General features: G+C 71.9%; 16 protein-coding genes and 1 tRNA gene. 7 read left to right on the top strand and 10 right to left on the bottom strand.

Translation table 11 applies throughout. From position 1 onward, the window contains the following. Positions 1–105: 105 nt before the first annotated feature. From ACZ7MG_RS19000 to ACZ7MG_RS18990, 3 genes are all read left to right on the top strand, one after another. The gene (locus ACZ7MG_RS19000; RefSeq protein ID WP_471394969.1) at positions 106–1473 is read left to right on the top strand and encodes an MFS transporter; all 1368 of its coding nucleotides are present in this window, start codon (positions 106–108) and stop codon (positions 1471–1473) included. A gap of 107 nt (positions 1474–1580) precedes the next feature. Further along, a complete protein-coding gene (locus ACZ7MG_RS18995) occupies positions 1581–2465 on the top strand; it encodes a PaaX family transcriptional regulator (protein WP_471394966.1) in 885 nt (294 codons plus the stop codon). A gap of 443 nt (positions 2466–2908) precedes the next feature. Beyond that, positions 2909–4993: a glycosyltransferase family 4 protein gene (locus tag ACZ7MG_RS18990; RefSeq protein ID WP_471394963.1), complete on the top strand. Its 2085-nt coding sequence runs from the start codon at positions 2909–2911 to the stop codon at positions 4991–4993. Between the two features lie 216 nt (positions 4994–5209). Here ACZ7MG_RS18990 and ACZ7MG_RS18985 read toward each other — a convergent pair whose 3' ends face one another. Both ACZ7MG_RS18985 and ACZ7MG_RS18980 read right to left on the bottom strand, forming a co-directional pair. Beyond that, the gene (locus tag ACZ7MG_RS18985; protein WP_037724988.1) at positions 5210–5887 is read right to left on the bottom strand and encodes a TetR/AcrR family transcriptional regulator; all 678 of its coding nucleotides are present in this window, start codon (positions 5885–5887) and stop codon (positions 5210–5212) included. Further along, positions 5884–6915 carry an acyl-CoA desaturase gene (locus ACZ7MG_RS18980; protein WP_471394960.1) on the bottom strand — a complete coding sequence of 344 codons (1032 nt, stop codon included), beginning with the start codon at positions 6913–6915 and terminating at the stop codon, positions 5884–5886. The genes ACZ7MG_RS18985 and ACZ7MG_RS18980 overlap by 4 nt, the downstream gene beginning before the upstream one ends. Positions 6916–7300: 385 nt before the next feature. Here ACZ7MG_RS18980 and ppc point away from each other — a divergent pair, with 385 nt between their 5' ends. Beyond that, the gene (ppc, locus tag ACZ7MG_RS18975; RefSeq protein ID WP_471394957.1) at positions 7301–10033 is read left to right on the top strand and encodes a phosphoenolpyruvate carboxylase; all 2733 of its coding nucleotides are present in this window, start codon (positions 7301–7303) and stop codon (positions 10031–10033) included. A 195-nt stretch (positions 10034–10228) separates the two neighbouring features. Here ppc and ACZ7MG_RS18970 read toward each other — a convergent pair whose 3' ends face one another. The 6 genes from ACZ7MG_RS18970 to ACZ7MG_RS18945 all read right to left on the bottom strand — a co-directional run bounded on the left by ACZ7MG_RS18970 (position 10229) and on the right by ACZ7MG_RS18945 (position 15048). After that, positions 10229–10762, bottom strand: a complete 534-nt coding sequence (locus ACZ7MG_RS18970; RefSeq protein ID WP_471394955.1) for a hypothetical protein — start codon at positions 10760–10762, stop codon at positions 10229–10231. A gap of 77 nt (positions 10763–10839) precedes the next feature. Beyond that, positions 10840–11442, bottom strand: a complete 603-nt coding sequence (pth, locus tag ACZ7MG_RS18965; RefSeq protein WP_471394952.1) for an aminoacyl-tRNA hydrolase — start codon at positions 11440–11442, stop codon at positions 10840–10842. A 74-nt stretch (positions 11443–11516) separates the two neighbouring features. Next, positions 11517–12107, bottom strand: coding sequence for a 50S ribosomal protein L25/general stress protein Ctc (locus ACZ7MG_RS18960; protein WP_471394949.1), 591 nt, complete (start codon positions 12105–12107; stop codon positions 11517–11519). Between the two features lie 209 nt (positions 12108–12316). Then, positions 12317–13291, bottom strand: coding sequence for a ribose-phosphate diphosphokinase (locus ACZ7MG_RS18955; RefSeq protein WP_351406570.1), 975 nt, complete (start codon positions 13289–13291; stop codon positions 12317–12319). Positions 13292–13401: 110 nt separating this feature from the next. Beyond that, complete coding sequence (glmU, locus tag ACZ7MG_RS18950; protein WP_471394946.1) at positions 13402–14850, bottom strand: bifunctional UDP-N-acetylglucosamine diphosphorylase/glucosamine-1-phosphate N-acetyltransferase GlmU; 1449 nt, start codon at positions 14848–14850, stop codon at positions 13402–13404. A 126-nt stretch (positions 14851–14976) separates the two neighbouring features. Beyond that, positions 14977–15048: transfer RNA gene (locus ACZ7MG_RS18945), tRNA-Gln, on the bottom strand. A gap of 225 nt (positions 15049–15273) precedes the next feature. On the opposite strand from ACZ7MG_RS18945, the gene ACZ7MG_RS18940 reads away from it, so the two are divergent. Continuing rightward, positions 15274–16632: a sensor histidine kinase gene (locus ACZ7MG_RS18940; protein WP_471394943.1), complete on the top strand. Its 1359-nt coding sequence runs from the start codon at positions 15274–15276 to the stop codon at positions 16630–16632. 172 nt (positions 16633–16804) lie between these two features. Here the strand turns inward: ACZ7MG_RS18940 and ACZ7MG_RS18935 are convergent, their stop codons facing one another. Together ACZ7MG_RS18935 and ACZ7MG_RS18930 are read right to left on the bottom strand one after the other, a co-directional pair. Next, positions 16805–17299 carry an SUKH-3 domain-containing protein gene (locus tag ACZ7MG_RS18935; protein ID WP_471394941.1) on the bottom strand — a complete coding sequence of 165 codons (495 nt, stop codon included), beginning with the start codon at positions 17297–17299 and terminating at the stop codon, positions 16805–16807. Between the two features lie 106 nt (positions 17300–17405). Then, positions 17406–17906: a YwqJ-related putative deaminase gene (locus tag ACZ7MG_RS18930; RefSeq protein ID WP_471394938.1), complete on the bottom strand. Its 501-nt coding sequence runs from the start codon at positions 17904–17906 to the stop codon at positions 17406–17408. A gap of 344 nt (positions 17907–18250) precedes the next feature. Between ACZ7MG_RS18930 and ACZ7MG_RS18925 the strand changes: the two genes are divergently transcribed. Beyond that, the gene (locus ACZ7MG_RS18925) at positions 18251–19288 is read left to right on the top strand and encodes an SMI1/KNR4 family protein (RefSeq protein ID WP_471394935.1); all 1038 of its coding nucleotides are present in this window, start codon (positions 18251–18253) and stop codon (positions 19286–19288) included. 7 nt (positions 19289–19295) lie between these two features. Then, positions 19296–22313 (top strand): SUKH-4 family immunity protein, encoded by a 3018-nt coding sequence (locus ACZ7MG_RS18920; protein ID WP_471946145.1) that lies wholly within the window; start codon positions 19296–19298, stop codon positions 22311–22313. The last annotated feature ends 252 nt before the right edge of the window (positions 22314–22565 follow it).

Below are 22565 nucleotides of genomic sequence, written 5' to 3'. Positions count from 1 at the left end.
AACCTGCGACAGGTGATGTTGTGCAGAATATTGACGGCAGGCATCAGCGCGCCTACCTTCGCGGGTGTTCCTCCCTCGTTCCCCCTTAGCTCCAGGGAGACCCGCATGGCCCCGTCCCCACTCCCCAACCCCGCCGAGCAGGCCGAAGAGGCGCAGCGGACGCGGCAGTTGCGTCGTGTCGCGTTGTCCGGGCTGCTCGGTACGGCCGTCGAGTTCTATGACTTCCTCGTCTACGGAACGGTCGCCGCGCTCGTCTTCGGTGAACTGTTCTTCCCCGGCGCCGACCCGGCCGTCGGCACCATCGCCGCGTTCGGCACCTTCGCCGCCGGATACGTCGCCCGCCCCCTCGGCGGCATCCTCTTCGGCCACTTCGGCGACCGCCTCGGCCGCAAGTCCATGCTCCTGCTCACCATGGGCCTCATGGGCGGCGCCAGCTTCCTCATCGGCCTGCTGCCCACCTACGACACCATCGGCGTCTGGGCGCCCGTCCTCCTGATCACCCTGCGCGTGCTGCAGGGCATCGCCATCGGCGGTGAATGGGGCGGCGCCACCCTCATGGTCGTCGAGCACGCCGGTGAGAAGCGGCGCGGGCTGTGGTCCAGCTTCACCCAGATGGGAGCACCGCTCGGCTCCCTGCTCTCCTCCCTCGTCGTCACCCTCGTCGTCGCCATGCCCCGCGACCAGTTCGCCGCCTGGGGCTGGCGCGTGCCGTTCCTGCTGAGCGTCGTGCTGCTGGGCGTGGGCCTCTTCGTCCGCCTCAAGGTCGTCGAGAGCCCGCTGTTCGCCCAGGTCAAGAAGGACCGCACGGAGTCCCGGCTGCCGATCGTCGACGTGCTGCGCCGCCCGCGCCCCCTGCTGCTGGCCTGCTGCGTCGGCATCGGAGCCTTCACCGCCCAGTCCCTGCTGACCAGTTACCTCATCGCCTACGCCACCGGCATCGGCTATCCCCGCCCCCAGGTGCTGACCGCCCTCACCGTCTCCGCCTCCGTCGCCCTCGTCGTCCTGCCCTGCGCCTCGGCCCTCTCCGACCGCGTCGGCCGCCGCCCCGTCGTCCTCACCGGGGCCATCGCCTCCGCCGCACTCGCCTTCCCCGTCCTGGCGCTGGTCGACTCCAAGTCACCGGGGCTGCTGATCCTCGCGGTCGTCCTCGGCCACGGCTTCGCGCAGTCGGTGATGTACGGGCCACTGGGCGCCCTGCTCACCGAGATGTTCGGGACGAAGGTCCGCTACACCGGGGCGTCGCTCGGGTACCAGGGCGCCACCCTCATCGGTGCCGGGTTCTCGCCGATGATCGCGGGGAGCCTGGTGGCGGCCAACGGGGGTTCCAGCACGCCGATCTCGCTGCTGATCTGCGGGGGCGCGGCGATCACCGCCGTGACCGTGTGGTTCGTACGGGAGACGCACCGGGAGTCGCTGGGGGACGCGTCCCTCCGGGAGGGGGCCGCCGCGAAGGAGGAGGTGGCCTCCTCGTAGGCCGGGCGGGGGACTGCGGGGCGTCGTCGTCGGCCGCGGGCCGGTGGGGCTTCTCGCGCAGTTCCCCGCGCCCCTCGCGGGGCGCGGCTCCCCGTACCCTTACCGCTGTGGAGGACCCGATCCTGGACACCGATGTCACCGATGCCGTCGATGCCGTCGACGCGCCGCAGTTGCGGCCGCAGTCGCTGGTGATGTCCTTCTTCGGGAACCACGTGCTGGACCGTGCGGAGGGCGCCCTCGGGGTGTACTCGGGGAGCATCATCGACGTGCTCGGGCGGGTCGGCACCGGGGAGCAGGCCGTGCGGTCGACGCTGACCCGGATGGTGAACCGGGGACTGCTGCGACGGCAGCGCGAGGGCCGGCGGATGTTCTTCGGGCTCACCCCGCACGCGGAGGCCATCCTGCGCGACGGCGGCCAGCGCATCTGGCGCGACGGCGCCGTGAACGAGGACTGGGACGGCACCTGGACCCTCCTCGGCTTCTCCCTCCCCGAGTCCTGGCAACGCCAGCGCCACGACCTGCGCTCCCGGCTCACCTGGTCCGGGTTCGGCGCCCTCTACAGCGGACTGTGGATCGCGCCGGGCCGCGTCGACGTACGGGAGATCGTCTCCGAACTGGGGCTCGACGCCCATGTGAAGGTGTTCCACGCGCAGGCCGACGAGTTCACCGACGTCGGGCTGATGATCCGCGAGAGCTGGGACCTGGAGACCCTCGCCGCGCGCTACGTCGCCTTCGACAAACGGTGGACCACCGCCGACCTCGCCGCCGCCGACCCGATCGCCGCCCGGCTGCGGCTCGTCGCCGAATGGTTGCGCGTCATCCGCACCGACCCGCGCCTGCCCGTACAGCGGCTGCCCGACGAGTGGCCCGCGCGACAGGCGCAGGACACCTTCCGGCGCATCGCCGCACAGACGGCGGGCCCGGCCGGACGCAGGGCCGCGGAGGTTCTGGAAACGACCCCGCTGCGCCCCGCCGCATCCGAAAAGCCGTAGCCGAAACGGATTCTTATATTCCGTGTGCGGCGCTCCGCGCGGGGCTCCTGTTGCGTAAGTGGCTGATATTGTTCTTTGGCTTTCCTTTGTGCGGGATATATTCTCAGTTCACTTTTGTTGCCTCCCGCGCGATGTTCGGGGAAGCGGGGGCCGATGCTGTGACCAGGGGGGATCTGGGGCCAGTGGTGATCTGTCGCGCCGTCCGGCGCGCTTGACGGGGTTTGTGACGCGCGCCGCCTAGGCTTGCTTGCCGTCCGGCCGGTCGTTTCCGCTGTGCCCATTCATTCATTCACTTGTGCATTCGTACGTTCGTTTGTCGATTGTCGACCACGTAATAGCCGTGCCCATTCACGGCCCCCTGTCCTGACCACCGGGGGGCCGCGGGCGCGATGCCGCCCGCCCGGCGCCGAAGCGGCCCGGGCGGTCTCCAGGGGGAAACACCTATGAAGATCGCGTTCCTGATCAACAACGCCTTCGGTATCGGCGGCACCATCCGCTCGACCACCAATCTGTCGGCCGCGTTCGCCGACCGCCACGACGTCGAGGTCGTCAGCGTGCACCGCTCCCGCGACGAACCGGCCCTCCCGTTCGACCCGCGCGTCCGTCTGACCTCGCTGATCGACCTGCGCGAAGGCCCCGGCTGCGAGAGCGGCCACCCGCTGACCGAGCGGCCCGGCACGATGTTCCCGTACAGCGGGGCCACCGGGAACCAGCCCTACACCGCGCTGCAGGACGAACGTATCGGCGGCTTCCTCGACCGCACCGAGGCCGATGTCGTCATCGCCACCCGCCCCGACCTCAACGGCTACCTCGCCCGCGACGGACGCGGCCGCTACCTCCGCGTCGGCCAGGAGCACCTGAGCCTCGACCAGTACCGCGAACCGCTGCGCACCGACCAGAACCGGGCCGTCGCCGGACTCGACGCCTTCGTCACCGTCTCCGAGGCCGACGCCGCCCAGTACCGCGCCGCGCTGCCCGACGTCACCACGGCCATCGTGTGCGTCCCCAACGGCGTGCGGGCCTCCGCCGTCCAGCGGTCCGCCCTGGACTCCCGGATGATCGTCGCCGCCGGCCGGCTCATCCCCATCAAGCGGTACGACCGGCTGATCGACGCCTTCGCCAAGGTGGCCGCCGAACACCCCGGCTGGACCCTGCGGATCTACGGACGCGGCCCGCAGAAGGAGAACCTGCGGGAGCAGATCGACCGGCTCGGGCTGCACGACCGCGCGTTCCTCATGGGCGCGGTCTCACCGATCGAGACCGAGTGGGCCAAGGGCGCCGTCGCCGCCGTCTCCTCCGACATGGAGTCGTTCGGCATGACCATCGTCGAGGCCATGCACTGCGGGGTCCCCGTCGTCGCCACCGACTGCCCGCACGGCCCCGGCGAGATCATCACCGACGGCGAGGACGGCATCCTCGTCCCGCTCGACGGAGACGTCGACGCCTACGCCGACGCCCTGAACCGCGTCGTCACCGACGAGGAGCTGCGGGAACGCCTCGGCAAGCGGGCCGTCGAGAAGGCCGAGACCTACGCGCCCGCCGTCATCGCCCGCCGCTACGAGGACCTCTTCGAGGAGCTGACCAGGTCCCGGCGCCGCGGCCGGCCCGCCGTCGCCCGGCTGAGACGGCTCGCCGCACGCTTCACCGGCCCGCGCCCCGCGAAGGCGGCACCCTCCGCCGAGGCCGAGGGGAGCGCTCCCACGCCCACCGCGCACGCCCGCGCGACTTCCGACGGCGGTGTCACCGTCCTCCTCGACCCGGCCGAACTGCCCGCCGGCCCCCTCGACTTCATCGCCCGCCTGCGTCGCGACCCCGGAAAACGGCAGGTCGTCGTCCCGGTCCTGCCGAGCGCCGAGGCCCCGGACACCGTGCTGCGGGCGAGCCTCCGCCCGGCCGAGCACACCCTCGCCGAAGGCCGCTGGGACTGCTACGTCGCGCCGCGCGGCACGAGCAAACGGGTGCGGCTGGCCGTACGGATGGTCGAGCAGGCCGCGCTGGTCGGGCGGGAGCCGGGCGTCGACCACCGGGGGGTGGGGGCGTGGATCCCGTACCCGACCGCCGACGGGTTCCTCGCGGTACGGACCTGGCTGCGGCCCGCGCACGCGGAGATCGACTCCGTCGAGGTGGGCGAGGCGTCGGTGACCGTCACCGCGACGCGGTACGGCGCGGGTGGCCCCCTGGGGGAGGGGGCCGTGGTGCGGGTCGTCTCCCGGGCCGACTCCGCGTACGACTTCTCCGTGGCCGCGCGGGCTGTGGGGGAGCGGGGGGTCCGGTTCACCGTTCCGTACGCGGAGGTCATGGGGCGGCGGAGTGTCGAGCACGATCTGTGGGATCTGCGGCTGCGGCTGGGCGACGCGGAGGTGCCCGTGGGGCGGATCGGGGGTGACGTGGTGGAGCGGCGCAAGACGGACGTGGTGCCCGGTCGCGTGGCTGAACATCCTGAGCGGGGGCTCACCCGGGTGCGGCCGTATTTCACCGTGAACAACGAGCTGGCGCTCAGTGCGAAGGATGTGGGCGAGGGCGCCTAATGGGGTGGGGTGCGGGGGTTCGTGGGCGGGTGCGGGTCCGGTGGGGCTTCTCGCGCAGTTCCCCGCGCCCCTGAAAGACGCAGGCCCCCGAGGCCCGGAAAGGCGACCGGCGGCGGGTCTGAAAAGCATGGGGCGCAGCCCCTGCTTTTCAGGGGCGCGGGGAACTGCGCGACCAGCCCCCACTCACCCGCACCCCGCGACGAAACCACACCGCCGCTAACTCTTCCGGTGGCCGATCAGCCGCGGCTTCTGGTTGAGGCCGTCCAGGCCGTGCCACGCCAGGTTCACCAGGTGCGCCGCGACCTCCGCCTTCTTCGGCCGGCGGACGTCCAGCCACCACTGCCCGGTGAGCGCGACCATGCCGACCAGCGCCTGGGCGTACAGCGGCGCGAGCTTGGGATCGAAGCCGCGGCTCTTGAACTCGCGGCCGAGGATGTCCTCGACCTGCGTGGCGATGTCGGAGATCAGGGACGCGAAGGAACCCGTCGACTGGGGGATCGGGGAGTCGCGGACCAGGATGCGGAAGCCGTCCGTGTACTCCTCGATGAAGTCGAGGAGCGCGAAGGCCGCCTGTTCGAGGAGTTCACGCGGGTGGCCCGCCGTGAGGGAGCTGGTGACCATGTCCAGCAGCCGGCTCATCTCCCGGTCCACCACCACCGCGTACAGGCCCTCCTTGCCGCCGAAGTGCTCGTACACCACCGGCTTGGACACCCCGGCCTTCGCCGCGATCTCCTCCACCGACGTGGCCTCGAAGCCCTTCGCGGCGAAGAGGGCCCGGCCGACCTCCAGCAGCTGTGCCCGGCGCTCGGCGCCCGTCATCCGGGTGCGGCGCACACGCCGCGGCTTCTCGTTGCTCGGGGTGCTGCTGGAGTCGGTCGCCACGGCGTCAATCATGCCGCCTCGGCGGCCGCCTTCCGGTGCCCGGAGCCGTCCTCACCCGTGTTACGCCTGGAATCGATACGCGAGCGTGACGGCCAGCGGACGTCGTACGCCCAGCCGAACACCTCGAACCAGCGGATGAGCCGCGCGGAGGAGTCCAGCTGGCCGCGCTCCACCCCGTGCCGGGCGGACGTGGGGTCGGCGTGATGCAGGTTGTGCCAGGACTCGCCGCAGGACAGGACCGCCAGCCACCACACGTTGCCCGAGCGGTCGCGGGACTTGAAGGGGCGCTTGCCGACCGCGTGGCAGATCGAGTTGATCGACCAGGTGACGTGGTGCAGCAGCGCCACCCGGACCAGCGAGCCCCAGAAGAAGGCGGTGAACGCGCCCCACCAGGACATCGTCACCAGACCGCCGATCAGAGGCGGGAGGGCGAGGGAGAGCATCGTCCAGTAGATGAACTGGCGGGAGATCGCGCGGAGCGCCGGGTCCTTGACCAGGTCCGGGGCGTACTTCTCCTGCGAGGTCTGCTCCTCGTCGAACATCCAGCCGATGTGCGCCCACCACAGGCCCTTCATCAGCGCGGGGAACGTCTCGCCGAACCGCCACGGCGAGTGGGGGTCGCCCTCGGCGTCGGAGAACTTGTGGTGCTTGCGGTGGTCGGCCACCCAGCGGACCAGCGGGCCCTCGACGGCCATCGAACCGGCGATCGCCAGCGCGATCTTCAGCGGGCGCTTGGCCTTGAACGAACCGTGGGTGAAGTGCCGGTGGAAGCCGATGGTGATGCCGTGGCAGCCGAGGTAGTAGAAGAACACCAGCAGGCCGAGATCCAGCCAGCTCACGCCCCAGCCCCAGGCCAGCGGCACGGCCGCGAGGAGCGCGAGGAACGGGACGATGATGAAGACGAGCAGACTGATCTGCTCGATCGAACGCTTCTGCTCGCCGCCCAGGGTGGCCGAGGGAGCTGCGGAGTCGGTCGCTGCGGAGCCCGGGGAACCGTTCGCGTTCGGGGAGTCTTCGATCACATCGGACCTTGTGCTCATGGGCGTCCCCTGTGGGGTCGAGGGTGGAGAGAGGGGGGAAGTGCCTGCGGAAACAGCGTGCGGGGGCTACCTGTCGGCTTTCCCTACGGTTCCGTAACCTACGGCATCGTAAGTATGGCAGCGCGGTGCCGGGCGGCAAGGGCCCGCCGGTCTGCGCGTCACGGGTGTAGCGGACGGGTCCGATGGACAGGTGGCACTCAGTGCCGCAAAAGTGGCACCTGTCGCCGGAGGTGCCCGAAAGGCCACCTATCCTGGACTCGGTCGGACAGCGCGGTCCGCTCTGAATCCAGCCCGGATGCCAGGACCCACGACAGGGGACCGGGCCGCCGGGGCCCCACCCGGGTTCCCCTCCAGACGAGCTTCAACACTGCAAGGAGCCGCACCTGTGAGCAGTGCCGACGACCGGACCACCACGGTCAGCAGCGAGTTGCGCGCCGACATCCGGCGCCTGGGTGACCTGCTGGGCGAGACCCTCGTACGCCAGGAGGGCCCCGAACTCCTGGAGCTGGTCGAGCGCGTCCGCCGCCTGACCCGCGAGGACGGCGAAGCCGCCGCCGACCTGCTGCGCGGTACCGAACTGGAGACCGCCGCCAAGCTGGTCCGCGCTTTCTCCACCTACTTCCACCTGGCCAACGTCACCGAGCAGGTGCACCGCGGCCGCGAGCTGAGGGCACGCCGTGCCGCCGAGGGCGGACTTCTCGCCCGTACGGCCGATCGCCTGAAGGACGCCGACCCCGAACACCTGCGCGAGACGGTCCGGAACCTCAACGTCCGCCCCGTCTTCACCGCCCACCCCACCGAGGCCGCACGCCGCTCGGTGCTCAACAAGCTCCGGCGCGTCGCCGCGCTGCTGGAGACCCCGGTCATCGAGTCCGACCGCCGCCGCTACGACACCCGACTGGCCGAGAACATCGACCTCGTCTGGCAGACCGACGAGCTGCGCGTCGTACGCCCCGAGCCCGCCGACGAGGCCCGCAACGCCATCTACTACCTGGACGAACTGCACGCCGGCGCGGTCGGCGACGTCCTGGAGGATCTGACGGCGGAGCTGGAGCGCGTGGGCGTGAAGCTCCCCGACGCCACGCGCCCCCTCACCTTCGGCACCTGGATCGGCGGCGACCGCGACGGCAACCCCAATGTCACCCCCCAGGTGACCTGGGACGTCCTGATCCTCCAGCACGAGCACGGCATCAACGACGCCCTCGAACTCATCGACGAGCTGCGCGGCTTCCTCTCCAACTCCATCCGCTACACGGGCGCCACGGAGGAACTGCTCACGTCGCTCCAGGCCGACCTCGAAGCGCTGCCCGAGATCAGCCCCCGCTACAAGCGCCTCAACGCCGAGGAGCCCTACCGGCTCAAGGCCACCTGCATCCGGCAGAAGCTGGAGAACACCAAGCAGCGCCTGGCCAAGGGCATCCCGCACGAGGACGGCCGCGACTACCTCGGCACCGCCGAACTGCTGCGCGACCTCACCCTCATCCAGACCTCGCTGCGCGAGCACCGCGGCGGCCTCTTCGCCGACGGCCGGATGAACCGCACGATCCGCACGCTCTCCGCCTTCGGCCTCCAGCTCGCCACGATGGACGTCCGCGAACACGCCGACGCCCACCACCACGCCCTCGGCCAGCTCTTCGACCGCCTCGGCGAGGAGTCCTGGCGGTACGAGGACATGCCCCGCGAGTACCGCCACAAGCTCCTCGCCCGCGAGCTGCGGTCCCGGCGCCCGCTGGCGCCCACCCCCGCGCCGCTGGACGCCGAGGGCGCCAAGACCCTCGGTGTGTTCGAGACCGTGAAGAAGGCGCTGGCCGTCTTCGGCCCCGAGGTCATCGAGTCGTACATCATCTCGATGTGCCAGGGCGCCGACGACGTCTTCGCCGCCACCGTCCTCGCCCGCGAGGCCGGGCTCATCGACCTCCACGCCGGCTGGGCCAAGATCGGCATCGTCCCGCTGCTGGAGACGACCGACGAGCTCAAGGCCGCCGACACGATCCTCGAAGAGATGCTCGCCGACCCGTCGTACCGGCGGCTCGTCGCCCTGCGCGGCGACGTGCAGGAGGTCATGCTCGGCTACTCGGACTCGTCGAAGTTCGGCGGCATCACGACCTCGCAGTGGGAGATCCACCGGGCCCAGCGCCGGCTGCGCGACGTCGCGCACCGGTACGGCGTACGGCTGCGGCTCTTCCACGGCCGCGGCGGCACCGTAGGCCGCGGTGGCGGCCCCTCGCACGACGCGATCCTCGCGCAGCCGTGGGGCACGCTGGAGGGCGAGATCAAGGTGACCGAGCAGGGCGAGGTCATCTCCGACAAGTACCTCGTGCCGTCCCTGGCCAGGGAGAACCTGGAACTGACGGTCGCCGCCACGCTCCAGGCCTCCGCCCTGCACACCGCCCCGCGCCAGTCCGACGAGGCGCTGGCCCGCTGGGACGCGGCGATGGACGTCGTGTCGGACGCCGCGCACGCCGCGTACCGCGGGCTCGTCGAGGACCCGGACCTGCCGACGTACTTCCTCGCGTCGACGCCGGTGGACCAGCTCGCCGACCTGCACCTCGGCTCACGGCCCTCCCGCCGCCCCGGCTCGGGCGTCTCCCTCGACGGACTGCGGGCCATCCCGTGGGTCTTCGGCTGGACCCAGTCACGGCAGATCGTGCCCGGCTGGTTCGGCGTCGGCTCCGGCCTGAAGGCGCTGCGCGAAGCGGGCCTCGACACCGTGCTCGACGAGATGCACGAGCAGTGGCACTTCTTCCGCAACTTCCTCTCCAACGTCGAGATGACCCTCGCCAAGACGGACCTGCGGATCGCCCAGCACTACGTCGACACGCTCGTCCCCGACGAGCTGCGGCACGTCTTCGACACGATCCGGGCCGAGCACGAGCTGACCGTGCGCGAGGTGCTGCGCGTCACCGGGGAGGGCCGGCTGCTCGACGCGAACCCCGTGCTGCAGCAGACGTTCTCCATCCGGGACGCCTATCTCGACCCGATCTCGTATCTTCAGGTCGCCCTGCTCAAGCGGCAGCGGGACGCTGCGGCGGCGGGGGAGGCGGCTGATCCGTTGTTGGCGCGGGCGTTGCTGCTCACGGTGAACGGGGTTGCGGCGGGGTTGCGCAACACGGGGTGACTTCGGGGGGTTCGTCGGCGGCTGACCGTTCGGTGGGGGCTGGTCGCGCAGTTCCCCGCGCCCCTGAAAAAGCAGGGGCTGCGCCCCGTGCTTTTTCGGCCCGAAAGGGCCGGAGGCCCGCAAGGGCTGCGGCTCTTGAGGGGCGCGGGGAACTGCGCGAGAAGCCCCACCGGGCCGTCAGCCGGAAACGAACCCTCAGAGCGCCACCCACGCCGCCGTGATCAGCGCGACCCCGAGCCCACCCAGCACCCACGCCACCCGCACCATCCGCAGGCCGCCGGCCACCACCACCGCCGCCAACAACAGCGCACCCCCCAGCGGCACCCACGCGTGCAACAGCCCCGCCGGGCCCGTGCGTACGACGTCGCTGCTGCCCGGCTTCACGACCACGCTGTACGTCCGGCCCGACTCCACCGCCACCGACCGCTCGATATCGACCCGCTCCCGGGCCCGCGACCCCGTGGACACCGGCTCGTACGGCCCCCAGCAGGTCTCGTCCGCGCACCGGGACACCGTGATCGTGCCCTGCTCGCGCCCCTTGCTCAGCATCACGTGCTGTGCGCAGCCCCAGGAACCCCACACCCCGGCGATCAGGATCAGCAGCGCGATCGCGCCCATGGCCCCCAGCCGCCCGTACCGCAGCGCGGTCGACGCACCGCCGCCGCTCGGGCGCGCACGGCGCCGCGAACGGGGAGCGGGGGCTTTGCTGGCAGGCATGGCGGGGATCATTGGCCATGGCACAGCGGTCGGTCAACTCCCGCAGGCCAGCGCGGGGATCGAGCAAATCAGGACTTATGTGTATCGGGTCAGGAGTTGTACGTCCCCTGCGCCCGCTCCAGCCCCTCGATGACCAGACACTCCACCGCGTCCGCCGCGCGGTCCACGAAGTAGTCCAACTCCTTGCGCTCGGCGGACGAGAAGTCCTTCAGCACGAAGTCCGCGACCTGCATCCGGCCCGGCGGACGACCGATCCCGAACCGCACCCGGTGGTAGTCCGGCCCCATCGCCTTCGTCATCGACTTCAGCCCGTTGTGACCGTTGTCACCGCCGCCCAGCTTCAGCCGCAGGGTGCCGTAGTCGATGTCCAGCTCGTCGTGGATCGCGACGATGTTCGCCACCGGCACCTTGTAGAAGTCCCGCAGCCCCGTCACCGGCCCGCCCGAGAGGTTCATGTACGACATCGGCTTCGCCAGGATCACCCGGCGGTTCGCCGGCCCCGGCGGCCCGATCCGCCCCTCGACGACCTGCGCCTGCGCCTTCCCGGCCCGCTTGAACCTCCCCCCGATCCGCTCGGCCAGCAGATCGGCCACCATGAACCCCACGTTGTGCCGGTTCGCCGCGTACTCGGGCCCGGGATTGCCGAGCCCGGCGATCAGCCAGGGGGCGCTCGGGTCGCTCGTCACGTCCATGTCTCCTTGATACGCGCCAGCCGCCGCTCCCGTGAAGGAAGCGGCGGCTGACGAACCGATGACAGAGCCTGGGCTCAGGCCTCCGCGGCCTCGTCGCCCTCGGCGGACTCCTCCGACGGCTCTTCCGCCTGCGCGGCCAGGACCTGGAGGACGACGGCGTCCTCGTCGGTCACCAGCGTGGTGCCCTTCGGCAGCGGGATGTCCTTGGCGAGGATGGAGGCGCCGGCCTCCAGGCCCTCGATGGAGACGGTGACCGACTCGGGGATGTGGGTGGCCTCGGCCTCGACGTTCAGCGTGCTCAGCACGTGCTCGAGCAGGTAGGCACCCGGGGCCAGGTCACCCTCGGTGTGGACGTAGACCTCGACGTTGACCTTCTCGCCGCGCTTCACGAGAAGCAGGTCGACGTGGTCCAGGAAGCCCTTGATCGCGTCGCGCTGCACGGCCTTCGGGATGGCCAGCTGGGTCTTGCCCTCGATGTCCAGGCTGATCAGGACGTTCGGGGTGCGCAGGGCGAGCTGGAGCGCGTGACCCGGCAGCGTGATGTGCACGGGGTCGGCACCGTGGCCGTAGACCACGGCGGGAACCTTGTCGGCACGACGGATACGGCGGGCGGCGCCCTTGCCGAACTCGGTGCGGGTCTCGGCTGCGAGCTTGACCTCGGCCATGTTCACTCCTCGTAGAAAACTGGGGAAAGGTGGTCACCCGGCCAAACCATCGGCCTGCTACGAAGAGCGCGTCGATAACGGACCGCCGTACACACGTGAACACACGCGTACGGCCTCCCTCGCCGAGCAACTGTGACAGCTTACGCAGCGGGAAGGCCGTACAAGAAATCGATCTAGACCCGGACCGGACCCGGACCGGACGAGGACCGTCAGTGCTCGTCGAACAGGCTCGTCACCGAACCGTCCTCGAACACCTCACGCACCGCGCTCGCGATCGTCGGCGCGATCGACAGCACCGTGATCTTGTCCAGCTCCAGCTCGCCCGGCGTCGGCAGCGAGTCCGTGAACACGAACTCGCTCACCTTCGAGTTCTTCAGCCGGTCCGCCGCCGGACCCGACAGCACACCGTGCGTCGCCGTCACGATGACGTCCTCCGCGCCGTGCGCGAACAGCGCGTCCGCCGCGGCACAGATGGTGCCACCGGTGTCGATCATGTCGTCGACCAGGACACACACCCGGCCCTTCACCTCACCGACGACCTCGTGGACGGTGACCTGGTTCGCCACGTCCTTGTCACGCCGCTTGTGCACGATCGCCAGCGGCGCGCCGAGACGGTCGCACCAGCGGTCCGCCACCCGCACCCGGCCAGCGTCCGGCGAGACCACCGTCAGCTTGTTCCGGTCGACCTTGGCGCCCACGTAGTCCGCCAGCAGCGGCAGCGCGAACAGGTGGTCGACAGGGCCGTCGAAGAAGCCCTGGATCTGGTCCGTGTGCAGGTCCACGGCCAGAATCCGGTCCGCACCCGCCGTCTTCATCAGATCCGCGACCAGACGCGCCGAGATCGGTTCACGCCCACGGTGCTTCTTGTCCTGCCGGGCGTAACCGTAGAACGGCACGATGACGGTGATCGAGCGGGCCGACGCGCGCTTCAGCGCGTCGATCATGATCAACTGCTCCATGACCCACTTGTTGATCGGAGCCGTGTGGCTCTGGATCAGGAAGCAGTCCGCACCTCGCGCCGACTCCTCGTAGCGGACATAGATCTCGCCGTTGGCGAAGTCGAAGGCCTTCGTCGGGACGACCCCGACACCCAGCTGCTGGGCGATCTCCTCGGCAAGCTCGGGGTGGGCGCGGCCGGAGAAGAACATCATCTTCTTCTCGCCGGTCGTCTTGATCCCGGTCACAGCACTGTCTCCTCAGAGGTTCTCAGCCGGGCACGCGAAAGCCGCTCGCTCAGCTGGGGTGCGGGTGTGCACTTATCACGGTACGACGTCCTTGGCGCACCTGTTTCCGGTCAGCTTTCGCTTTCGCCCTCCCGGGAAGCCGTCTCGGCGGCCTTGGCCGCCGCGCTCCCGGGACGCTTACGGGCCACCCAACCCTCGATATTCCGCTGCTGGCCACGGGCCACGGCCAGCGAACCGGGCGGCACATCCTTGGTGATCACGGACCCGGCGGCGGTGTACGCGCCGTCCCCGACCGTGACAGGCGCCACAAACATGTTGTCGGAACCCGTCTTGCAGTGCGACCCCACGGTGGTGTGGTGCTTGTGCTCGCCGTCGTAGTTCACGAACACGCTGGCGGCACCGATGTTCGAGTACTCACCGATCGTCGCGTCACCGACGTACGACAGGTGCGGGACCTTCGTCCCCTCGCCGATGTTGGCGTTCTTCGTCTCGACGTACGTGCCGATCTTGGACTTGAGGCCCAGACGGGTACCGGGGCGGAGGTACGCGTACGGCCCGACGGTCGCCTGCGGCCCCACCTCGGCGCCGTCGGCCACCGTGTTGTCGAGGCGCGCGCCGGCCCCGACCTTCGTGTCCTTCAGCCGGGAGTTGGGCCCGACCTCCGCGCCCTCGGCGAGGTGGGTGGCGCCGAGGAGCTGGGTGCCGGGGTGGACGACGGCGTCCTGCTCGAACGTCACGGTCACGTCGACCCAGGTGGTGGCGGGGTCGATCACGGTCACCCCGGCGAGCATCGCCTCGGTCAGCAACCGGTCGTTGAGGATGCGGCGGGCCTCGGAGAGCTGGACCCGGTTGTTGATCCCGGCGATCTCCCGGTGGTCGCCGGCGACGGAGGCCCCGACCCGGTGCCCGGCCTCCCGGAGGATCCCGAGGACGTCGGTCAGGTACTCCTCGCCCTGGCTGTTGTCGGTCCTGACCTTGCCGAGGGCGTCGGAGAGGAGCTGGCCGTCGAACGCGAAGACGCCCGAGTTGATCTCACGGATCGCGCGCTGCGACTCCGTCGCGTCCTTGTGCTCCACGATGGCGGTGACGGCACCGCTGGCCCCGTCGCGCACGATCCGGCCGTAACCGGTGGCGTCCGGGACCTCGGCGGTCAGTACGGTCACCGCGTTGCCGTCGGCGGAGTGGGTGGCGGCGAGGGCCTGGAGCGTGGCGCCGGTGAGCAGCGGGGTGTCGCCGCAGACGACGACCACGGTCCCGTCGACGACCCCGCCCAGCTCCTCCAGGCCCATCCGTACCGCGTGCCCGGTGCCGTTCTGCTCCGCCTGGACCGCCGTGCGTACGCCGGGGTCGGCCTCGGTGAGGTGCGCGGTGACCTTCTCGCGGGCGTGCCCGACGACGACGACCAGGTTCTCGGGGTCCAACTCGCGCGCCGCGGCGAGTACATGGCCGACCAGCGAACGGCCACAGAGGCTGTGCAGGACCTTCGGTGTGGCCGACTTCATACGGGTGCCCTCACCCGCTGCGAGGACGACGACGGCTGCCGGGCGGGTTGCGCTCACGGGGATGCCCTTCGGCTGTGGATGAGGAGGGGGTTGTCATCCGCAGGATACCGGGGCGTTGTGAGGGGGAAATGTGAGTCGGGTCCCGACGTTGTCCTGCTTGGGTCGGGACCCGAACTGGGTGAGCTCCCCCGCCAGGACTCGAACCCGGACATATGGCACCAAAAGCCACAGTGCTGCCAATTACACCACAGGGGATCAATCTCGACTGAGCCGGACATCTGGCCGGTTCGCCGAGTGGCGGCTTCTACTATGCCGCACCATCCGCCCTCGACGCGACGGGATAGGTCCGCGCTCTGGCGGACCTTGATCCTGGGACGCGCGCGGGCGTGCCGGAACCGCGTTCACCGGGGTGGGGCGTGGTGTGGGGCGGTACGGAAAACTCGCCGGAAAAGCGGGGGCGCTCGAACGTAGGCTTGGGTTATGACCACGACGGGGGAAGACCGCACCGGGGCCGAGGCGGGGGGCAGGGCCGGGCCGTGGTGGTGGGAGCGGTGGCGGGGGGCGGTCCTCGACGGCGGGCTGGCGCTGGTGTCGGCCGTGGAGTGTTCGATCGAGGGCGTGGAGTTCGCCCGGAACGCCGCGCTGCCGGAGGGCGTGGGGGTCGTCTTCGGGGCGCTCGCGGGGTCCGTGCTGCTGGTGCGGCGGATGTGGCCCGTGGCCGTCGTGCTCGTCTTCATCGCTGTCGCGCCCGCTCAGATGGGGTATCTGATGGGGCTCGTCGGGCTGTACACGCTGGCGGCGTCCGAGGCGCCGCGGCGGATCATTGCGGCGCTGTCGGGGATGGCGTTCGCCGGTGTGTTCATCGTGTGGTTCGTGCAGGCGACACAGAACGACCTGCGGGGGGACGGGGCGGTCGGGGGCGGGGACGCGTTCGCCACGTTCCTGGCGCTGACGATATCGATCGGGCTGACCGCGCCGCCGGTGCTGCTGGGGCTGTATGTCGGGGCGCGGCGGCGGCTGATGGAGAGCCTGCGGGAGCGGGCCGATTCGCTGGAGCGGGAGCTGCAACTGCTCGCGGAGCGGGCGGAGGAGCGGGCGGAGTGGGCGCGGGGCGAGGAGCGGACCCGGATCGCCCGCGAGATGCATGACGTGGTCGCGCATCGGGTGAGCCTGATGGTGGTGCACGCGGCCGCCCTGCAGGCGGTGGCGCGGAAGGACCCGGAGAAGGCGGTACGCAACGCGGCGCTCGTGGGGGACATGGGGCGGCAGGCGTTGACCGAGCTGCGGGAGATGCTCGGGGTGCTGCGGTCGGGGGAGGGGTTCACGTCGATGGCGCGGGTGGACGCGGTGTCGGGGCCGGCGCCGGTGCCGTTGGCGGCGGTGGGGGCGGCCGCGGCGGCCGCCGCGGCCGCCGCGTCGCGGGCCGAGGACGAGGCCGGGGAAGGGCCTCGGCTGGCCGAGCTGGAGGTGCTGGTCGGGCAGTCTGCGGCGGCGGGGATGGTCGTGGAGTTGTCGGTGGAGGGGGAGGTGCGGGTGTACGCGGCCGAGGTGGAGCAGACGGCGTACCGGGTGGTGCAGGAGGCGTTGACGAACGTCCACAAGCATGCGGCGGGGGCGAAGACGCAGGTGCGGCTCGCGCATCGGGCGGCGGAGATCGCGATGCAGGTGGAGAACGGGGCGCCGCCGGAGCCGGGGGCGGCGGGGGCGGCGCGGTTGCCGAGCGGGGGGAACGGGTTGCTCGGGATGAAGGAGCGGGTGGCCGAACTGGGGGGTGTGTTCGTGTCCGGGCCCACGGATGCGGGGGGGTTTCGGGTGTCGGCGGTGATTCCGGCGGCGTAGGGGGCTTGGGGCGCCGGGTTGCTCGGGGGCGCCCGGTGGTGGTGGCTCGGCACCCGGCGGTTGTGGCTCGGCGGGGGTGGGTCCCGCTGCTCGGCGGTTACGAGGTGCCGCCTGCGCCCACCCGTGCCGCCCCTAGCGGCACGATTGCCCGCAGGAGGGGAAGGCCGGGTGGTCAGTTCGCTGTCAGGCGTACTGGGGTCGTGCCTGCTAGCAGGGTGGTGAGGGCTGTGTCGATGGTGGGGCCGAGGTACCAGTCGCCGGTGTGGTCGAGGGCGTAGGCGCGGCCCTCGGTGTCGATGGCGATGAGGGAGCCGGTGGCGGTCTCGTGGCCGAGGGGGCAGACCTCGGTGTCGAGGGCGCGGCCGAGGTCGCCGAGCGTGCGGGCCATGTGGAGGCCGTGCAGCGGGTCCAGGTGGAGGTCGGCGGGGGCGAGCCGGCGGCCGGGGCCCTGCGCGGTGAGGCGGAGGCCGCCGAACTCGGCCCATGCCTCGACCGCGGCCGGGAAGACCGCGTGGCGGTGGCCGGCCGGGGAGACGTGCTCGCGCAGGGTGTCGGCCCAGATCTCGGCCTGCTTTATGTCCCAGCGGCCCGGCTGCCATCCGGCGGCGCGCAGGGCGGCGTCGACGGGGACGGAGAAGCGCGTGGTGGAGGTGCGGTCGGTGTGCATCTGCCCTTTGTTCGTCGGGGGTTCGTGGGTCGTTCGAACTCGGGTCGAATGTCGAATAGGGGCCCGGTTCGGGGTGTCCTGTGGGGGGACGCGTTCCGCGGCCCGCTCAGTTCTCCCGTGCCGGGTCCACGATGCGGACGCCGAAGTGGGCGCTGAGGGCCGTGCAGGAGCGGCAGGGAGCGGCGAAGGCACCGTGCAGGGGGTCGCCGTCCTCGCGGATGTGGCGGGTGGTGAGCTTGGCCTGCTTGAGGACCTTGCGGGCCTCGCCGTTGGACATGGGTCTGCGCGCGGCCCGCTTGCTGCGGCCGGCGTCCGCGCTGGTGATGTGCCGGGAGATGAGGATGGCCTCGGCGCAGCGGCCGGTGAAGCGGTCGCGCTGCGCGGTGGCGAGGGAGTCGAGGAACTCCTGCACCAGCGGATGCAGCGGCGGTGCGTGGTCGCCGCGCGCGGCGGTGCCGGTGAGGGTCTCGCCGCGTACGGACAGGGCGGCGGCCACGGTCGGCAGGATGCCGTCGCGGCGGTGGAGGAGGGCCGGGGCGTGCGGCTGTTCCGCGGCGCTCCAGCCGATGCGAGGGTCGCCCGAAGGCCCCGCCTGCGTCGCGCTCATGGTCGTGATCCCCTCCTGTTGCATCCCCCGCCAGGGGACACAGAGTGCCAAACGGCGTGGCTGGTGCGGAAGCTGGGGCAGTACGACACGCCCGGGCTTCGGCGTTCCGTAAGGGTGGTGTGACGGCTGGTCACGGAAGCGGAGGCCCGGTGACCGGTGCCGCCGTACCGCATAGGCTGTCGACGACTGCGATCCGTTCGGTCTTGCGATCGAGGGCGGACAGAACAGGCCGTAACGGGGCTTTTTCTGCTGCCGGAGAGCGGTGCGACACAGCGACAACGCAGCCAGAAGCAGCCAGAAGCAGCCAGTACAGGTCTCACAGAACGCCGCAGGGGGCTACCGCCATGACGACAGGTCGGCTCGGGCAGCAAGCCGCGCCGCCGAACGCGGCCTACGCCGGGCAGGTCGTGCAGTTTCCGGACCCGGTCCGGGCCGCGCGTCATCCGAGGGGTGTCCGTGTTGACGCGCACGGCTATCCGGACTTCTCGCCCTACGCGCGCGCCGCGGCGGAGATCGCCGATCCCCCGGAGGGCTTCGGGGTCGATGAGCTGCGGTTGACGGACTATGTGTCCGCGAACGCGGCGCTGGCGGCGACCGGGCACGAGCTGTGGGACACGATCCCGCCGGTGGCGACGCCGCACGGCTGGACGTGGCATCACGTACCGGGCGGCCGGCGGCTGGAGCTGGTGCCGGTCGAGGTGAAGGCGCTGCTGCGGCATCACGGAGGCATCGCGACGGCGCGCGTGGACCAGCACAAGCGGGGCACGCGGCCGTTGCAGGAGACCCGGCCGGCGCACTTCGGGCTGCCGAAGTCGTCGGCGGTGGCGGTGACCGAGGCGCAGGTGCAGGGGGTCGAGGAGGACCTCGGGTACCGGCTGCCGGGCGCCTACCGGTCGTTCCTGAAGGCGGCGGGCGGCTGTGCCCCCGTCGGGGCGGCGCTGGACGCGGAGTTGGGGCTGCTGGTCGACCAGCCGTTCTTCACGGTGCGCGACGAGGCCGCGGTCAACGACCTCGTGTACGTCAACAAGTGTCTGCGGGACCATCTCACCAAGGACTATCTGGCCGTCGCGTTCGCGCAGGGCGGGATCCTCGCGGTGAAGGCGAAGGGAGACCGGATCGGGTCGGTCTGGTTCTGCGCGTACGACGACGCCCGTGACATCGATCCGTCGTGGCCGCCGGCCGAGCGGGTGGAGCGGCTGCTGCTCCCCGCCGGTGCGGACTTCGACGTGTTCCTGTCCCGGCTGGCGGGCAATCCGCCGGAGTTGGAGACGGTGGCCAATCTGATGGTGGACGGTGGCTTCGCGCGTGCCGTGCCGGTCGCCGCGGGTGCCGCCGTGTCTTCGGGGTCCTCGGCGTCGTCGGTGTCCTCGGTGGGGGAGTGAGTTTTCGATGGTGACGTTCGCTCAGGCGCAGGAGCGCGCCGAGGAGTGGATCAACGGGGATCTTCCCGCCTACCAGCACCGTGAGGTGCGGGTACGGGAGTTCGATCTCGGGTTCGTGGTGTGGGCCGAGGACCGGGCGGACGGACCCCGGTCCGACGGCGGTGCGCAGCGGCTGGTCATCGCCCGGGACAGCGGGGAGGCCACGCTGTGGCCGTCGCTGCCGGTGGGCGAGGTGATCCGCCGGTTCGAGGAGGAGTACGGCCGCGCGGAGGAGGCACCGGCCGCCGCGCCGGCGCCCCCGGCCCGGGTGGATCTGAACCAGACGTCGTTCCTGCTGACTCCGCCGGAGTGGTTGCAGGACGCGGCGGACAAGCTGGGGATCCCGGACCGTCGCGCGGGTGCGGGCTCCGGGTCCGGCAACGGGTCCGGTGCGTCCGACGGTGCCGGGTCGCGCCCGGCCGCCGCCTCCGTGGGTGCCAACGGGGCGTCCGGGGGCGGTGCTCCGCTGCCCGAGACGATGGCCGGGCCGGTGGGGCAGGCGCCCTCGGCGGGGCGCGGGGCGGCTTCCACGCCGGCGGACGCGACGCCGTGGCCGGCCGCCGCGTCGGTGGACGACGAGGTACGGGACGCGGTGCCGCCGAGGCACACGGACCCGCAGGACGCGGTGCCTCCGGGGGCGACCCCGTGGGCCGGTACGGACACCAACGCCGATGCCGAGGACGACCGTTCGGTGCCGCTGCCGGAGACCGTGTTCGCGCCGCAGCTGTCCGAGGTGCGCGAGGAGGACGACACCCCGCCGCCGAGCTCCCTGCCGGAGGCCAAGACCGCGCTGATCTCCGGCGGCAGCCAGCTCCCGCGTACGACGGTGGCCCCGGCCCTGGGTGGCCCCGGCTCCGACTCGGCTGCGCGGGGCGGTCCTTCGCAGCCACAGCCGCCCCAGCAGCAACCGCCCTCGGGTCCGGGGACTCCGCCGCCGGGTGCGCAGTCGTACGGGTATCCCCAGGGTCCCGGTGGTCCGCAGGGGCCCGGTACGCCGCCGCCTGGTGCGCAGTCGTACGGGTACCCCCAGGGCCCCGGGGGTGCGCAGGGTCCGGGGACTCCGCCGCCGGGTGGGTCGTCGTACGGGTATCCGCAGGGTCCCGGGGGTGCGCAGGGTCCCGGGACTCCGCCGCCGGGGCGGCCGTTGCCGTCGCATGCGGGTGACATCGCCGACGCCGCCACGAGCAAGGCCGCGCCGCCGCCGCGCCGGGGCGGTGGGCAGGGCGCGCCGCCGCCTCCGGCTCCGCCCGGGACCCCGGGGACGCCGGGCGCCCGGCCCGGTGCCACGCCTCCGCCGCAGTCCGGGCCCGGTGCGCCGGGCACCCCGGCGGGCGGGTACGTGCCGACCCAACTGGTCTCCTCCCTCGGCCCGAACGGGCCGGAGGGCTTCCCCGGGGCCCCTGGCGCCCCCGGCCAGCCGGGTGGACCTGGTGCGCACGGGGCGCCCGGTGCTCCTGGCGCCCCCGGTGCGCCGAATCCGCCGGGGGGTACGCCCGCCGGTGGTGTGCACCATGCGGCGACGATGCTGGCCGGGCCCGCTGTCGGTGGCCCGGGTGCGCCGCTGCCGCCGGGGCCTCCCGGTGCTCCGGGGCAGCCGGGTGTTCCCGGCCAGCCCGGCGTGCCTGGCGTCCCCGGGGCTCCCGGTCAGCCGGGTGCTCCCGGCGCGCCCGGTGCTCCTGGCGCCCCTGGTGCGCCGAATCCGCCGGGGGGTACGCCCGCCGGTGGTGTGCACCATGCGGCGACGATGTTGGCCGGGCCCGCTGTCGGCGGCCCGGGCGCTCCGGGTGCGCCCGGGGCTCCGGGGCAGCCGCCGGGTGCCCCCGGTCCCGTACACCATGCCGAGACGATGCTGGCCGGGCCGGCGGTCGGTGGACCCGGGATGCCGCCGCCCGGTCCGCCCGGGATGCCGCCGGGGGCGCCCCACGGGATGCCCGGACAGCCGATGCCGGGGCAGCCGGGGCCGCCGATGGGGGCTCCGCCGGCGTACGGGTATCCGCAGCCGCCCGCCGGGCAGCCGACCGTCGGCCCCGGCTACCAGGCCGTACTGCGGTTCCGGGCGCCGGACGGCTCCGAGCAGCAGGTGATCCGGCGTTCGGCGCCGGGCACGCCGCACCCGGAGTGGCAGATCTTCCACGAGCTGCGCGGGATGAACATCCCGCCGGAGGCGGTGCTGGAGCTGCACACCGAGCTGGAGTCGTGCGAGCTGCCGGGGGCGTACTGCGCGCGGATGATCCGTGAGCAGTGGCCGAACGCGCGCATCACCTCCATCGCCCCGTACGGCAAGGACCACGCCAGCCGGCAGCAGGGCATGGCGCAACTCATCGCGCACCAGGGCGAGTTGCACCAGGTCGCGGACGGTCCGGCGCGGCCCGCGCCGGTGCGGGCGCCGTTGCACCCGGTGCAGCCCGCGCCGCCCATCCCGCCGGAGGCGATCGGGCAGGAGCTGGCGGCGGCGTTCGGGCCGGGCGTGTTCCGGTTCGACCAGCAGGCGGTGTCGCGGCAGGGCGTCCCGCCGATCGTGGCGCACACGCTCGTCGTGGCCGGACTCCCCGTCGACATGGGCCCGTTCTTCTGGGCGCAGGCCCAGCCGGGCCGCCCGGTGCCGACGCTGGCGGAACTGGCCCAGGAGCGGGGTGTGCAGCCGGCGGCCGACGCGGGCTCGTACCTGGTGATGGGCAGTGACTTCGGCAAGGCGCTCTGTGTGCAGTACGGCACGGCGAACATCGTGGCCGTACCCGTGGAGGCGGGGCCGGGCGGCGCTCCCGTACCGCCGCAGTTCGTGAACACCGGGCTGCCCGAGTTCGCGCGCTGCCTGGCGCTGCTCGGCCGGATGTGGCGGCTGCGCTTCGGCCTCAACCAGGAGCAGGCGGGCCGCTGGACCGTCGACTTCCAGGCCCAGCTCGCCGGCCTGGACCCGGCGGCGCTGGCCTCGCCGGAGAGCTGGTGGTCGGTGCTGCTGGAGCAGATGTGGGACGGGCTGCTGTGACCCGTCGCGGCTGGGGCCCTTCTGACGGATCTCCGCGGCGTCGCGACGCCCGGCACGCACTCTCGCCGCACCGGGCAAAAGCCCTAGTAGCTCCGCTACGAGGACTTCCGCCCGGCAAGCCGAGAGCACGCACCGAACGCCGCTCCTTCTCCCACGGAGATCCACCAGAAGGGCCCGACGTCCGCGTCGGCCGCCGTACCGCCTGACGCGTGGGCCCGGCCCGGTCTCGTAGGAGACCGGGCCGGGCCCACG

It is taken from the genome of Streptomyces sp. NPDC107538 (assembly GCF_055657445.1).
The sequence above is the reverse complement of the archived record's forward strand: the minus strand, read 5'-3'. Positions and strand labels throughout refer to the sequence as shown.

Excerpts from the sequence above, each read along its gene's own strand:
- ACZ7MG_RS18940 (WP_471394943.1), top strand. The coding sequence starts at position 15,274 with ATGACCACGACGGGGGAAGACCGCACCGGGGCCGAGGCGGGGGGCAGG.
- ACZ7MG_RS18925 (WP_471394935.1), top strand. The coding sequence starts at position 18,251 with ATGACGACAGGTCGGCTCGGGCAGCAAGCCGCGCCGCCGAACGCGGCC.
- ACZ7MG_RS19000 (WP_471394969.1), top strand. The coding sequence starts at position 106 with ATGGCCCCGTCCCCACTCCCCAACCCCGCCGAGCAGGCCGAAGAGGCG.
- ACZ7MG_RS18920 (WP_471946145.1), top strand. The coding sequence starts at position 19,296 with ATGGTGACGTTCGCTCAGGCGCAGGAGCGCGCCGAGGAGTGGATCAAC.
- ACZ7MG_RS18990 (WP_471394963.1), top strand. The coding sequence starts at position 2,909 with ATGAAGATCGCGTTCCTGATCAACAACGCCTTCGGTATCGGCGGCACC.
- ACZ7MG_RS18935 (WP_471394941.1), bottom strand. The coding sequence starts at position 17,299 with ATGCACACCGACCGCACCTCCACCACGCGCTTCTCCGTCCCCGTCGAC.
- ACZ7MG_RS18960 (WP_471394949.1), bottom strand. The coding sequence starts at position 12,107 with ATGGCCGAGGTCAAGCTCGCAGCCGAGACCCGCACCGAGTTCGGCAAG.
- ACZ7MG_RS18985 (WP_037724988.1), bottom strand. The coding sequence starts at position 5,887 with ATGATTGACGCCGTGGCGACCGACTCCAGCAGCACCCCGAGCAACGAG.
- pth (WP_471394952.1), bottom strand. The coding sequence starts at position 11,442 with ATGGACGTGACGAGCGACCCGAGCGCCCCCTGGCTGATCGCCGGGCTC.
- ACZ7MG_RS18970 (WP_471394955.1), bottom strand. The coding sequence starts at position 10,762 with ATGATCCCCGCCATGCCTGCCAGCAAAGCCCCCGCTCCCCGTTCGCGG.
- ACZ7MG_RS18930 (WP_471394938.1), bottom strand. The coding sequence starts at position 17,906 with ATGAGCGCGACGCAGGCGGGGCCTTCGGGCGACCCTCGCATCGGCTGG.
- ACZ7MG_RS18980 (WP_471394960.1), bottom strand. The coding sequence starts at position 6,915 with ATGAGCACAAGGTCCGATGTGATCGAAGACTCCCCGAACGCGAACGGT.